The organism is Streptomyces sp. NPDC055254, from assembly GCF_053606025.1.
In genome coordinates this window covers 1-13,245 of the sequence record NZ_JBSGQV010000037.1, presented here as the reverse complement: position 1 = coordinate 13,245, position 13,245 = coordinate 1, and the positions used below count along the sequence as shown (strand labels likewise).

At 72.3% G+C, this 13,245-nt stretch carries 13 protein-coding genes; 8 read left to right on the top strand and 5 right to left on the bottom strand.

The features are described 5' to 3' along the window. Positions 1 to 284 precede the first annotated feature (284 nt). Positions 285 to 1,079: a thioesterase family protein gene (locus tag ACWFQ8_RS26680; RefSeq protein WP_453788820.1), complete on the bottom strand. Its 795-nt coding sequence runs from the start codon at positions 1,077 to 1,079 to the stop codon at positions 285 to 287. A 61-nt stretch (positions 1,080 to 1,140) separates the two neighbouring features. Beyond that, complete coding sequence (locus ACWFQ8_RS26675) at positions 1,141 to 1,749, bottom strand: LysE family translocator (protein WP_453788819.1); 609 nt, start codon at positions 1,747 to 1,749, stop codon at positions 1,141 to 1,143. A 6-nt stretch (positions 1,750 to 1,755) separates the two neighbouring features. Here ACWFQ8_RS26675 and ACWFQ8_RS26670 point away from each other — a divergent pair, with 6 nt between their 5' ends. Together ACWFQ8_RS26670 and ACWFQ8_RS26665 are read left to right on the top strand one after the other, a co-directional pair. Then, positions 1,756 to 1,956, top strand: coding sequence for a hypothetical protein (locus ACWFQ8_RS26670; protein WP_453788818.1), 201 nt, complete (start codon positions 1,756 to 1,758; stop codon positions 1,954 to 1,956). 2 nt (positions 1,957 to 1,958) lie between these two features. Further along, positions 1,959 to 2,798 carry a pentapeptide repeat-containing protein gene (locus ACWFQ8_RS26665; protein ID WP_453788817.1) on the top strand — a complete coding sequence of 280 codons (840 nt, stop codon included), beginning with the start codon at positions 1,959 to 1,961 and terminating at the stop codon, positions 2,796 to 2,798. Between the two features lie 207 nt (positions 2,799 to 3,005). Here ACWFQ8_RS26665 and ACWFQ8_RS26660 read toward each other — a convergent pair whose 3' ends face one another. Beyond that, positions 3,006 to 4,160 (bottom strand): alpha/beta fold hydrolase, encoded by a 1,155-nt coding sequence (locus ACWFQ8_RS26660; protein ID WP_453788816.1) that lies wholly within the window; start codon positions 4,158 to 4,160, stop codon positions 3,006 to 3,008. 187 nt (positions 4,161 to 4,347) lie between these two features. Beyond that, a complete protein-coding gene (locus tag ACWFQ8_RS26655; RefSeq protein ID WP_453788815.1) occupies positions 4,348 to 4,650 on the bottom strand; it encodes a hypothetical protein in 303 nt (100 codons plus the stop codon). A gap of 707 nt (positions 4,651 to 5,357) precedes the next feature. Between ACWFQ8_RS26655 and ACWFQ8_RS26650 the strand changes: the two genes are divergently transcribed. From ACWFQ8_RS26650 to ACWFQ8_RS26625, 6 genes are all read left to right on the top strand, one after another. Further along, positions 5,358 to 5,666 (top strand): hypothetical protein, encoded by a 309-nt coding sequence (locus ACWFQ8_RS26650; protein WP_008742356.1) that lies wholly within the window; start codon positions 5,358 to 5,360, stop codon positions 5,664 to 5,666. Between the two features lie 97 nt (positions 5,667 to 5,763). Beyond that, entirely contained in the window at positions 5,764 to 6,591 is an 828-nt protein-coding gene (locus ACWFQ8_RS26645) for a hypothetical protein (RefSeq protein WP_453788814.1), read from the top strand. Continuing rightward, positions 6,581 to 7,906, top strand: a complete 1,326-nt coding sequence (locus ACWFQ8_RS26640) for a hypothetical protein (protein WP_453788813.1) — start codon at positions 6,581 to 6,583, stop codon at positions 7,904 to 7,906. The genes ACWFQ8_RS26645 and ACWFQ8_RS26640 overlap by 11 nt, the downstream gene beginning before the upstream one ends. Next, a complete protein-coding gene (locus ACWFQ8_RS26635) occupies positions 7,903 to 9,465 on the top strand; it encodes an SCO6880 family protein (RefSeq protein ID WP_453788812.1) in 1,563 nt (520 codons plus the stop codon). Before ACWFQ8_RS26640 ends, ACWFQ8_RS26635 begins: the two co-directional genes overlap by 4 nt. Before the next feature lie 19 nt (positions 9,466 to 9,484). Continuing rightward, complete coding sequence (locus tag ACWFQ8_RS26630; RefSeq protein ID WP_453788811.1) at positions 9,485 to 10,909, top strand: ATP-binding protein; 1,425 nt, start codon at positions 9,485 to 9,487, stop codon at positions 10,907 to 10,909. A 2-nt stretch (positions 10,910 to 10,911) separates the two neighbouring features. Further along, a complete protein-coding gene (locus ACWFQ8_RS26625) occupies positions 10,912 to 12,486 on the top strand; it encodes a type VI secretion protein (RefSeq protein WP_453788810.1) in 1,575 nt (524 codons plus the stop codon). On the opposite strand, the gene ACWFQ8_RS26620 is transcribed toward ACWFQ8_RS26625, so the two are convergent. Next, the gene (locus ACWFQ8_RS26620; protein ID WP_453788809.1) at positions 12,483 to 13,040 is read right to left on the bottom strand and encodes a GNAT family N-acetyltransferase; all 558 of its coding nucleotides are present in this window, start codon (positions 13,038 to 13,040) and stop codon (positions 12,483 to 12,485) included. The two genes, ACWFQ8_RS26625 and ACWFQ8_RS26620, sit on opposite strands and share 4 nt — an antisense overlap. Positions 13,041 to 13,245 lie beyond the last annotated feature (205 nt).

Genomic DNA, 13,245 nt, shown 5'->3' with positions numbered 1-13,245 from the left:
TCCCCCCGGCCCTCCGCGAGCGCCGGCGCCCGCCCGAAGCCGTCCCGGACACGTCACCGTCGCGCGGTCGGCAGGGCCCCCGTCGCGGACAGATCGAGGGGGCGGGCGGAGGAACCCGCCCGGGTGCTCGGCTGCGGGCGCTGCGCACCGAGGACGACGTACCGCGGTCGCGGGTCCCGGTGCGTCACCTCGTACGCGTGCACGCTCGCCCGCGCCGCGGCCGGAGTCCCCGCCCGCCCCCGGCAGGTCCCCCACAGGTCCCCGGCAGGTCCCTGGCGGCCGCGCTACCTCGGCGCCACGAACAGGCTCTGCGCGCTCCGCCCGATCGGCCCCTTCTCGTCGTGCAGCAGCGCGTCCGCCAGCCCGATCCCCGCGGCGTCCACGCTCGTACGGGCCTCCACGCACGCCCACTCACCCACCGGGTGGCGGTGCAGGTGGACGGTGAGGTCGCCGTTGATGAACACGTAGCGGCCGAAGTCCATCACCGAGCTGATGCCGTTGCCGGAGTCGGCCGCGATCAGCACCCGGTCCAACGCCCTCGGCTCCTCCCCCGCCACCAGCGGCACCTTCATCCGCATCCAACAGGTCCCCGGCCCCAGCTCGACGAACGCGCCCTCCGTGAAGCGGGTCTCCATGGCCGAGTGGTAGCCCGTCTCCCACGGCACCGGGAAGAACGGGGTCACCTCCACCTCTCCCGGCGGCGGCAGCTGCGGCCCCGGCACCACGGCCGGCACCGCATCCTGCGCCACCCTGATCCGCAGGGCCCGCGCGAGCATCACCGGCGCCGCCCCGCCCGCCGGGGCGAGGGCGGCCTCGACCACCTCCGTGCCGCGCCCGGCCCGCACCACGTGGACGGTTACCTCCAGCTCCCCGATCGGCACCGGGCGCAGGATCTCGTACGTGATCCGGGCGAGCCGCATGTCCGTCCGCGCCCCCGGCCGCTCCTCGACGGCCCGCCCGAGCAGAGCGGCCGGCGGCCCGGCGTGCTGCGAGCCCGGGTCCCACGGCCCGCGCGTGTGCTCAGTGGCCAGGAACCGGCCCGCGTCGATCCGCTCGAAGAACCCCTCGGCAGTACCCATACGATCACGCTACCGAGTGGTAACGAGCTCGACCAGCCCCGGCACCCCACCCGTACCGATCTCAGCGCGCGAACCCCAGCCCCACCCCCAGGCCCACCAGCACCGAACCGATGGCCCGGTTCAGCGTCTTCTGCGCCTTGAGCATCCGCTCGCGCAGCCGGGAGTTGGAGAAGAACAGCGCCACGGCCCCGAACCACACCAGGTGCGCCGCCGACATGAACAGCCCGTACCCGGCCTGCTGCCACAGCGGCGTGCCCGGGTTGACCACCTGGGTGAAGGTCGACACCACGAACAGCGTCGTCTTCGGATTGAGCACGTTGGTCAAGAACCCCGACCGCATCGCCCCCAGCCCGGTCAGCTGCGGCTTCGACTCCAGGTCCACCACCAGATCGGCGCGGGCCCGGAAGGTCCGTATCCCGATCCACACCAGATAGGCCGCGCCCGCCAGCTTGATCACCGTGAACAGGGTGGTGGAGGAGGCGATCAGCAGACCGACGCCGAACATCGTGTAGGAGACGTGGACCAGGACCCCCGCCGCGACCCCGGCCGCCGCGCACAGCCCGGTGGGCCGCCCGTAGAGATAGCTGTTGCGGACCACCATCGCGAAGTCGGCGCCCGGACTGATCACCGCGAGGAGGGTGATGACGGCTACTGCGATCACTTCTGTCATGAGCCGATGCTCACCGCCCGCCCCTCCCCCGATCAACCCACGCGGGCCATCCCGGCCCACACCCGCCTCGGCCGCGTACGCCACCAGAAGCCGGTCTTCCGCACCGACCAGGTCCGCAAGGACGTCAAGGACGTCAAGGACGTCAAGGACGTCAAGGACGTGGTGAAGGCCGACGGCGCCGGCCGGAGCATTCCACCTCACCGGTAAGAATGGGACGCGTGTCCCCTTCCTCCCCTGGTCCCCGCGTCCCCCTCCCCGTCCTGCGGGCCGACTGCGCCGACTGCTTCGCGCTGTGCTGCGTCGCGCTCCCGTTCGCCAGGTCCAACGACTTCGCCGTGAACAAGCCCGCCGGCACCCCCTGCAAGAACCTCCGGCAGGACTTCCGCTGCGGCATCCACACCGCGCTGCGCGACAAGGGATTCCAGGGCTGCACCGTCTTCGACTGCTTCGGCGCGGGGCAGCAGGTCTCGCAGGTCACCTTCGGCGGCCGCGACTGGCGGGAGCACCCCGGCACGGCCCGCCGGATGTACGACGTCTTCCCCGTCATGCGCCAGCTCCACGAGCTGCTCTTCTACGTCGCCGAGGCACTCACCCTTCCGGCCGCCGCCCCGGTCCACCCGGGCCTGCGCCACGCGCTCGCCGAGACCGAGGCGTGGACCCGTGCCGACGCGCAGGCACTCGCGGACCTCGACGTCGGCGCCCTGCGCCAGGAGGTCAACGCGCTGCTCCTCAAGACCAGCGAGCTCGTACGGGCCGAGGTGCCGGGCCGCAAGAAGAACCACCGCGGCGCCGACCTGATGGGCGCCCGCCTCTCCGGCGCGGACCTGCGCGGCGCGAACCTCCGCGGCGCCTACCTGATCGCCGCCGACCTCAGCCGCGCCGACCTCCGCACGGCCGACCTGATCGGCGCCGACCTCCGCGACGCGGACCTGCGCGGCGCGGACCTGCGCGACGCCGTCTTCCTCACCCAGCCCCAACTGAACGCGGCCCGCGGCAACCCGACGACCCGCATTCCGCCGACCCTCACCCGCCCCACCCACTGGACCTGACCCCTTCAAGGCGCACCCCCCGGCGCACAACCCCGATCCCCCACCGGCACATCCAAGCCCAGCCGGGGCACACTCCAGCCCCGCCGGCGTTTGAGGCGCGGGGCCCCGGGGCGGAGCCCCGATCTTTCACCCCCCGCCGGGGCGGAGCCCGCACGGCGGAGCGGCACCGCCCCGCAACGGCGCCGCGCCCGGCCGCCCCGCCGCCCGTCACACCCGCGCCAAAAACCCCCGCACCGCGGCGAAATACCCCTCCGGGTCCCCCACCCGCACCGCGTGCCCGGCCGGCAGCTCCACCAACCGCACCCCCGCCCTCCGCACCGTCATCTCCCGCGCGAGCTCCGCCGACAGCACCCCGCTCCGATCCCCCCGCACCAGCAGCGTCGGCCTCCGCACACCCAGCCAGTCCCCCCAGTGGTCCCCGTTCAGCCGGCGCTGGGACTCCACCACGTCCTCCACCACGCACGCGGTCCCCCACCCGTCGGCGTACTCCCGCAGGGACCCGGCCAGGTACGCCGCCGCGCTCCCCACCCCCGCCAGGAACCCGGCCCGGGTGGCGGCCCGCGCCGGCCACTCCCGCGCGAACGTCAGGTCGTCCTCGACGACCGCCCCCACGTCCTCCACCACCACGGCCCGCACCAGATCCGGCCGCCGCGCCGCGAGCTGGTACGCGTTGACCCCGCCCAGCGAGTGCCCCAGTACCACCGCGGGCCCCAGCCCCAACTCCTCCAGGACGAGCGCGGCGTCCGCCACGTACCCCTCCCTCGTGTACTCCGCGGCCCGGTCGGACGCCCCGTGCCCGCGCTGGTCGAGGGCGATCACCCGCCAGGCCGGACCCACCTCCCGGGCCAGCCCCTCGAAGCTCCCCCCGTCCTCGAAGTGCGCGTGCAACGCCAGCAGCGGCGCCCCCGGACCCCCGAAGTCCGTATAGGACAGCCGCCGCCCGTCCGGCGCCCGGACCACCCCCGGCAACGGCCCCAGCTTGTCGATGACCCGCTGCCGCAGCAGCTGGTACTCCTCCCAGCGCCTCGGCAGCCGCCCGCCCGGCCGCCGCCCCATCGGCCGCCCCGGCGTGAGCGTCTGCCCGCGGCGGAACTGCTCCCGGGTCAGGTCGATCCGTATCCCCCCGGGCATGACGTTCCAGCAGTGGAACCCCTGCTGCTCCCCGTCCAGCCAGACCTCCCCGACCATCAACTCGCCGCCGACTACGTCCTGGACGACCAGCGCCGTGATGTCGCAGTGCCCCCAGGCCGGATTGTCGGCCGTCCAGGGCGCCCGCTCGACGTCGTCGGGCGAACAGGTCTCGGCCGACCATCCCGCCCGGATGGCCGCCTCCACATCGGCAAGGGTCCACGGAGTCGTCATGCCCCCACCTTGCCGCACCCCTCTGACAACACTCCCTGACCTGCGACGACAGGCCGAACGCCGGGCAACACAGGTCCGGCAGCACAGGTCCGGCAGCACAGGACGGGCGGGTGCCCGTCGGCAGGAGGGCCGCCCCCGAACACCCGCCCCCGGACACCCGCCGGCAGCGCGCGGCGGCCCTCACCCCTCAGGGGTTGATGACCGACGACCAACCGACCGTGCAGACGAGGCCCAGCGTGCACGAGGTCTCGTGGATGGCACCGGTCGGCGTCAGCACCTTCACGTACACCCGCTCGGCGCCGAGCCTGACGGACACCCCGCACCCCGTACGCGGATACCCGGGCGTCACCCTCAGGTTCGTGAGGTCCCGCCATTCGTACGAGCTGTTCGCCGAGACCCGGTAGCCGACGTACGTCCGACCCCGGAACAGCGCCGCGCTGTACTCGGCGCCCGTCATCGACCCGGGCACTCCGACCGTGTCGATGTCCACGCACGGCCCGGGCGGCCCGGGCCGTCCCGGAGGCCCCGCCGGACCCCGCTCGGGCTTGGGCTTCTGCGCCGCGCGCCGCCCCTGTACCGCGCCCTTACCCGTCCCCCCGCCCTTCCCTAGACAGGAGGCCGCGGCGCCCTTCGGAGCCGCAGCGGACCCCGAGCACTTCTCGCTCCCCGCCGACTCCGCACCCTGCACGGCGGCCACCGACGGGGCCGAGACCCCCAGGAGCACCCACACCAACGGACCCACCACACCACCGGCCAGCCACGCGCGCCGACCCGACTTCACCGCAGAACCCATCCGTTCACTCCTCGCGTCATCACAGCGGACGCGACGGAGCATCGCCCGCAACCGCGCGAACCTATGGAATGACTGACGGAATGTCGGACAAATGTCAGCGAGTCGGACCAACGACACGCGAAACCACTGCGCCGAACGGCGGCCCCACGACCCACCCCCCGTACGCCGGAACGGCGATCAGCCCCACGCGTCACCCCCCGTGATACACAGAGTGACCATACGCACTTTCACATGCCCACCGCCCCGGTCCAGGTCAGAGCGCCCTGACGAGCCGTCGGCCGCAGGATCGGGTAAAGAGAGCCCGCAAGTCGACGACGGCGGCGGTTTCATCAGCGAAGATAGTGCGTGACCCCTGCCGTCGGGCACGGGCTACCGGAACTACCCATGCAGGGGCGGTGAGTTACATGATCCTGGCAGCCGAAAAGGGCGACATCACCACCATCATCGGCGGAATCGCCCCGAACTGGGGGCCTTTCGGCAGTCTCGGCAACGAAGCGAAGGTCATGATCGAGGTGGTCATGGCCGTGGCGATCCTCCTGTGTCTCGGCATCGCCATCTGGGGCGCGGCCAAGCAGCGCATCGGCGCGACCGCGCTGCGCGACACGTTCAGCGCGGAACAGGGCAAGGGCCTCATCGTGGCCGGGCTGACGGGAGTCTTCATCATCGGCTCCCTCGGGACGCTCTTCACGATCGTCTACGGAATGGCCGTATAGCCGGTCCACCGCGGCCGTACCTGATGAGGACTCACCACACCGCACCTACGCGGGAACCAGCGCTACCGTCGTACGACGCGGAGGGGGCCGACACGGAATGAGCAACGACGACCAGTACGGCGGCGGCTACGGCGAGGTCGGCGGCACGGGCCAGACCCGTACCCGCCTCCCGGATTCCCCCGCCGACCCGTACGGCCCCACCCGCCGCACCCCGCGCCCGAGCCGCAGCCTGGTCACGGTGGTCGGCGTGGTGGTCCTCCTCATCGCCGCGATCGCGTTCGCGAACCAGGGCCCGGACACCCCGCCGCCCACGTCCTCGGACAAGCCCCCCACCACCAACTCCACCTCCCCGACGGGCACCCTCCCGGTCCAGGGCAAGAACGGCCCCGTCCCGAAGGGCTTCGCCCACGACGAACAGGGCGCCCAGTCGGCTGCCGCCAACTACGCGGTAGCACTCGGCTCCGACGCCATGTTCAATCCGGGTCGGCGCCGCGCCATCGTGGACGCCCTGGCAGACGAGGGCAGTCGCGCCGCACTGCGGAGCGGCTTCGACGCGGACTACTCGGCAGGCCTGCTCGCACAGATCGGCCTGACCAAAGACGGCACTGCTCCTGCTGGCTCCACGTTCGTCAACCGGACCGTCCCGGCCGGGACCAAGCTGAAGAACTTCGCCGGAGAATCCGCCGCGGTCGACGTCTGGTGCGTCGGCATGTTCGGCCTGACCGGCGAGAAGTCCACTCGTCCCGTCACCAGCGGCTGGTTCACGATCTCGATGACGCTCAAGTGGAACGGCTCCGACTGGAAGGTGGTCGAAACCTCTCAGAAGGACGGCCCCACCCCCGTCACCGGTGACGTCCCCGTATCCACCTCCGACGAGATCGGCAGCGCGGTCACCGAATTCGGAGGGTTCACCTATGCCCGGTAGCACCCGGCTCCCGCTCCGTCGGATCGGCGCAGCGACCGTGGCACTCCAGACTGCGGTCGTTCTCCTCGCGGCGCGCGCCACCGCCGCGCCGACCCCGCCACCCGCTCCCACCCCGGCACCGAGTGCGAGCAACCCCTGCTCGCTGATCGCCGGGCCGGCCCGGGACTACTGCGAACGCGGCAACGGCGGAGCCACCGGCAGTGCCCCCGCCGGGCTCCCCAACGACCCCGCCGACGCCCTCAACCCCCTCGCCTCCCTCGCCCGCGGCTGCGCCGACGCCGCCGCCTGGATCGTCGGCAAGCTCAGCGAAGCGGTCAAGGGCAGCGCCAACGTCGACTTCACCAACCCCACCTTCCTCAAGCAGTACGCCGTCGTCTTCGCCGCCTCCACCATCCTCACGCTCGTCCTGTGGCTCTTCGCCGTCGCCAAACGAGCCGTCCGCGGCGTCCCCCTCACCACCGCCATCTCCGAAGCCATCGGCTTCCTCTGGCTCACCGTCCTCGCCTCCGCCTTCACCCCCCTCGTCCTCTACACCGTCGTCTCCGCGACCGACGGCGTCTCCGAGGTCATCGCCGCCGCCACCGGCGGCCAGACCGACGTCTTCTTCGGCTCCTTCTCCGAAGCCCTCAAGAAGGGCGACGACATCGGCGGCGGCCCGATCATGCTGATCGTCGTCGCCCTCGTCACCGTCCTCGCCGCCGGCGTGCTCTACCTCGAACTGTTCATCCGGGCCGCCCTCCTCTACGTCGGCGCCCTCCTCGGCGTCGTCGTCTACGCCGGCCTCGTCGACCGCAACCTCTGGGGCCACGTCCGCCGCTGGGCCGGCATCATGATCGCCGTCATCCTCGTGAAGCCGGTCATCGTCATCGTCCTCGGCCTCGCCGGCGCCCTCGCCGGCGAACAGGGCCCCAACGCCTTCTCCGCCGTCGTCACCGGACTCGCCATCATCCTCCTGGCGATCTTCGCCTCCGCGATGATCTACCGCTTCGTCCCCGGCTTCGGCGACGAGATCGCCTCCGCCCGCTCCCACCGCAGCAAGGCCACCGACGGCGCCCAAGCGGCCGCCGTCATCAGCTCCCCGGCCTCCCTCGTCTCGCAGGGCATCAAGACCCACAGCAGCCGCGGCGCCCACCGCGGCGGCGACGGCGGCGGCAGCAACGCGCCCCGCCCCGCCAACCCGATCTCCGGAGGCGTGGCCGCCCACAGCAGCCGCCCCACCTCCGGCGGCGGAGCCGGCGGCGGTTCTGTCCCCTCCGCCGCACCCCCGCCCCGCACGAGTTCGAGCACGAGGAACACAGGAGGTGACGGGCGTTGACGACCCAGTCCCACCAGCTGCACCCGGTCGCGCCCCGCCGTACGTATCTCATCGGCCGCGCCCGGCCGAACGCGATCGTCGGCAAGAACCGCGAGACCGGCGAGATCGCCCTGATCATCGCGGGCGCGTTCCTCGGCATGATGAGCGGACTGCTCGTCCCCGACCTCACCCTGCGCATCGTCAGCCTCGCCGGCTTCCCCATGCTCGCGCTCACCGCCGTGTACGTCCCCTACCGCGGCCGCACCTTCTACCGCTGGTTCGAGATCAACCGCAGCTACAAGCGCATCCTGCGCCGCGGCACCACGTACCGCTCCGGCGCCATGGAAGCCGGCATCCGCGGCTCCGACGGCCGCGAGGTCGAGGTCGGCCCGCCCCCCGGCATCGGCCGCATCAGCTGGCTCGCCGCACCCTTCGGCCCCGACGAGATCGCCGTACTCCTGCACGCCGACCGCCGCACCGTCACCGCCGCCATCGAGATCGAGGGCCCCGGCGTCGGCCTGCGCGACAGCGAGGACCAGGAAGCACTCGTCGACCGCTTCGGCACCCTCCTCAAGCACGTGGCGAACGGCGACGGCTTCGTCACCCGCCTCCAGATGCTCGCCCGTACCCTGCCCGCCGACCCCGACGCGCACGCCAAGGACGTGGCCCAGCGCGGCAACACCCGGGCCCCCGGCTGGCTGCGCGACTCCTACGAGCAGCTCCAGTCGATGGTCTCCACCTCCTCCGAGCAGCACCGCGCGTACCTCGTCGCCTGCATGCACTACACGCGCGAACTCGCCGCCGAGGCCCACACCATCGCCCGCGCCGGCACCCCCCACAAGGGACGCAAGCTCGACCGCGACAGCGGCCTCGCCATCGTCATGGCCCGCGAGCTCACCGACATCTGCGCCCGCCTCGCCGAAGCCGACATCCGCGTCCGCCAGCCCCTCGGCCAGGGCCGCCTCGCCTCCCTCGTGCACTCCATGTACGACCCGGACCACCCCATCGACCACATCCAGGCCATGACCAAGCGCAACGCCTGGCCCGCCGAGCTCGACGCCGTCGAACCCACCTACCTCCAGGCCAAGACCCGCGAGTCCTCCACCCGCGCCCCCTGGTGCCACGCCACCGCCTGGGTGAAGGAATGGCCGATGACCCCCGTCGGCGTCAACTTCCTCGCCCCGCTGCTCGTCCACACCCCGGACGTGATCCGCACCGTCGCCGTCACCATGGACCTGGAGCCCACCGAGGTGGCCATCGAGCGGATGCTCACCGAGAAGACCAACGACGAGGCGGACGCCTCCCGCGCCGCCAAGATGAACCGCACCGTCGACCCCCGCGACATCGCCGCCCACGGTCGGCTCGACCAGAGGGGTGAAGATCTGGCCAGCGGTGCGGCGGGAGTCAACCTGGTCGGGTACATCACGGTGTCCTCGCGTTCACCTGAGGCCCTCGCCCGCGACAAGCGGACGATCCGCGCCTCGGCCGGCAAGTCCTACCTGAAGCTGGAATGGTGCGACCGCGAGCACCACCGGGCCTTCGTCAACACCCTGCCGTTCGCCACCGGCATCCGACGCTAGCTGGAGGGAAGTGCCGCCCATGCGAGATCCCATGTCCGCCCTGACGGACGCCTTCACCAGCTTCCTCTTCGGCAAAGTCGAAACCACGCGCCTGCCCGTCCGCACCTCCACCGGGCAGGCGCAAGCCGTCTACCTGCCCACCGCCGCCCCCGGACTCGGCGACTCCGGCGTCATCATCGGCCGCGAGGTCTACAGCGGCAAGGGCTACATCTACGACCCCTTCCAGCTGTACGGCCAGCAGCTCCCGGCCCCCCACTGGCTGGTCCTCGGCGAGTCCGGCAACGGCAAGTCCGCCCTGGAGAAGACGTACGTACTGCGCCAGCTCCGCTTCAAGGACCGCCAGGTCGTCGTCCTCGACGCCCAGGGCGAGGACGGCGTCGGCGAGTGGAACCTCATCGCCCAGCAGCTGGGAATAACCCCCATCCGCCTGGACCCGATCGCCGCCAACGACGACGGGATCCGCCTCAACCCCCTCGACCCGGCGATCACGACGACCGGGCAGCTCGCGCTGCTCCGCACCATCATCGAAGTTGCCATGGGCCACGGCCTCGACGAGCGCGCCGGCTTCGCCCTCAAGGTCGCGCACGCCTACGTCGTCGCCACCATCCGCGAACGCCAGCCCGTACTCACCGACATCGTCGAGCAGCTGCGCCACCCGGAGCCCGAATCCGCGGAGGCCATGAACGTCGACACAGACGATGTCCGGGCCTGGGGCCTCGACGTGGCCCTGGTCCTCGACCGCCTCGTCGACGGCGACCTGCGCGGCATGTTCGACGGCCCGACCACCGTCGGCATCGACCTCGACGCGCCCCTGATCGTCTTCGACCTCTCCCACATCGACCGCAACTCCATCGCCATGCCGATCCTGATGGCGATCGTCGGCGTCTGGCTGGAGCACACCTGGATCCGACCCGACCGCAAGAAGCGGATCTTCCTGGTCGAAGAGGCCTGGCACATCATCAACAGCCCCTTCGTCGCACAGTTGTTCCAGCGCCTCCTGAAGTTCGGCCGCCGCCTCGGCCTGTCCTTCGTCGCCGTCGTCCACCACCTCTCCGACGTCGTCGACGGCGCGGCCGCACGCGAGGCCGCGGCCATCCTCAAGATGGCCTCCACCAGAACCATCTACGCCCAGAAGGCCGACGAGGCCCGCGCCACCGGCCTCGTCCTGGGCCTGCCCCGCTGGGCGGTCGAGATCATCCCCACCCTCACCCCCGGCATCGCGGTCTGGGACGTCAACGGCAACGTCCAGGTGGTCAAACACCTGATCACCGAAGCCGAACGCCCCCTCGTCTACACCGACCGCGCCATGACCGAGGCCTCCACCCCCGACCGACTCCCCGACGACCTGCTCGCCGCCGAACTGGAGGCGGAGGAGCGGGCCCTGTCCATCGAACGCCGCCGGGGCGCCGGCGGTGGTCCCGGATCCGCGACCACGGTGGCCTGACCATGTACGACGCACGACGTACGGAGACTCCCGCGCGGGGCGGCATCCCCGACGGACTGCTGGTCGGCCTCCTGGCCTTCCTCCTCGGCCTGGCCGTCCTGGTCTGGTCCGCGACCGGCCTCGGCGCCCGGTTCAGCAAGGGCGCCTGGCCGGACACCGTCACCTTCGGCCGGACGCCGGAGGCCGTACGCGCGCTGATAGCCCAACCGCACGACCTGGCCGCCGCCTGGCCGGAGACGGACCCCGCGGCCCTCTCGGGCTGGGGCCTGTTCTGGGGCCTGTTCCTCAGCCAGCTCCTGGTGCTGTTCGTCCTCACCGTCTTCGCCATCGGTGTGATCGCCCGGACCAAGTCCCGCCGCGCCCTGGCCCGCCGGGCCCGCCAGGCCCGCACGCAGCCGCAGCCGCAGCCGCAGCCTTACGATCCCCCGCCCGCGACGGCGCCGGTACCGGCCCCCGCCCAGGCACACGTCCCCGCACCGGCACCGGCACCGGCATCGACACCGGCCCCCGTACCAGCCCCCGCCCAGCACGCGGCCCCGGCGCCCTCGGCCCCCGCTGCGGTACCGGCCGCACCGGCCCCTACCGCGCCGCCCGCGGCGGACGAGGCCTACCGCTACGGCTTCGGCTACGCCCCCGCGCCCCGACCGGCCGCCCTCACCGAACCGCCGGCGCGGCTGACCTACGCCACCCCCGCCGAACGCCTGCGCCTCGCGGCCCGCGGCCTCGCGTCCGCGGAGGGCGCGGCACTCGTCGTGACCTCCTCGCCGACCCTCTGGGCCGAGACCAAGGACGCCCGCGCCAAGCTGGGACCGGTCCTCCTCTACGACCCCTCCCACCTGTGCGACACCCCGGCCCGCATGCACTGGAACCCGGCCGAGGGCTGCGCCGACCGCGACACCGCCGCCGCCCGCGCGATCGCCCTGCTGACCCCCGTACGTCCGCAGGCCCGTATGGACGCGGCGATCGCCGACACCGCCGAAACGCTCCTGCGCAGCTGGCTCCAGGCCGCGGCCCTCGACAACCGCCCCTTCAAGCAGCTGCACCGCTGGACCCAGGGCACGAGCGCCCAGGAACCCGTCCGCATCCTGCGCACCCATCCCCAGGCCGCACCCGGCGCCGCCGGCGAGCTGGAGAGCGCCCTCACCGCCCACCCGGAACGCCGCGAGCAGGCCCAGAACCTCACGGCCCGCGCCCTCTCCTGCCTGACCTCCATCCACATCCGCGAAGCCTGCAACCCGAATCGAACGGATTCGCTGACGCTGGCATCGTTCCTGGCGGAAGGGGGCACCCTGTACGTGGTGGGCGAACCGTTGGAAGATCCCCGTACCCACCCGGGTGCGATGCCCCTGCTCACCGCACTCGCCGCGCACGTGGTCGAGCACGGCCGCCGCATGGCCGCACGGTCATCCCACGGTCGGCTCGACCCACCACTGGCCCTGATCTTGGACGACGTGGCCGCGGTGGCTCCGATCCCCCAACTCCCGGACCTGCTCCGGGACGAGACGCTCCCCCTGCTCGCCCTCTGCCGCAGCCGCGAGCAGGCCCGCGCCCACTGGCCGGACGCCGAACTCCCCTAGAGCGCCGGCCGCCCGTACACGTACTCGCGCTCCTTCGCGCCGCTGTCGCCGGCCAGCAGCACCATGCCGCTCGCCACGAACCCGAACCGCTGGTAGAAGGCTTCGGCCCGCCCGTTGTCCTCGTGCACGAACAGCCGCACCCGCTCCAGCGCCGGCGCCTCCAGCGACCAGGCCCACTCCAGCGCGGCCGTGAACAGCCGCTCGCCGAGCCCCGTGCCCCGCTGCTCGGGGTGCACGAACACTCCCACCACGTGCCCCTGCTCCTGCGCGACGACCTGCTCGAAGTAGTCGGTGCTCCCCTCGGCCTCCACCAGCACGGTCACGCTCCCGACCCACCGTCCGTCGCCGGCCTCGGCCACGAACTGCCGGCACCCGCGCCCCTGCGCGACCCTCTCGGCCCGCTGCTGCCAGAACGCATCGGGCTGCGCGGCGGCCTTCTGCTCGGTATCCAGGAAGGCTATGGGCGCCACCGGATCGCGGAGCGCGGTCATCCGCAGCTCCTTGACCTTCTCCCATTCGTCGCCGCGTACGGGCCGGACCACATAGTCGCTCATGACCGGATCCTAGTCAGCCCGCCCTCCAGGCTTCATCCGGATTTCCGGCCCGGCCGCCGACGACCAAGGCCGAGGCCCGGGAACGCAGAAAAGCCCCGCACCGAACCCTGGACGGGTTGGTGCGGGGCTTTCCCACAATGATTGTTCGGCGGCGTCCTACTCTCCCACAGGGTCCCCCCTGCAGTACCATCGGCGCTGAAAGGCT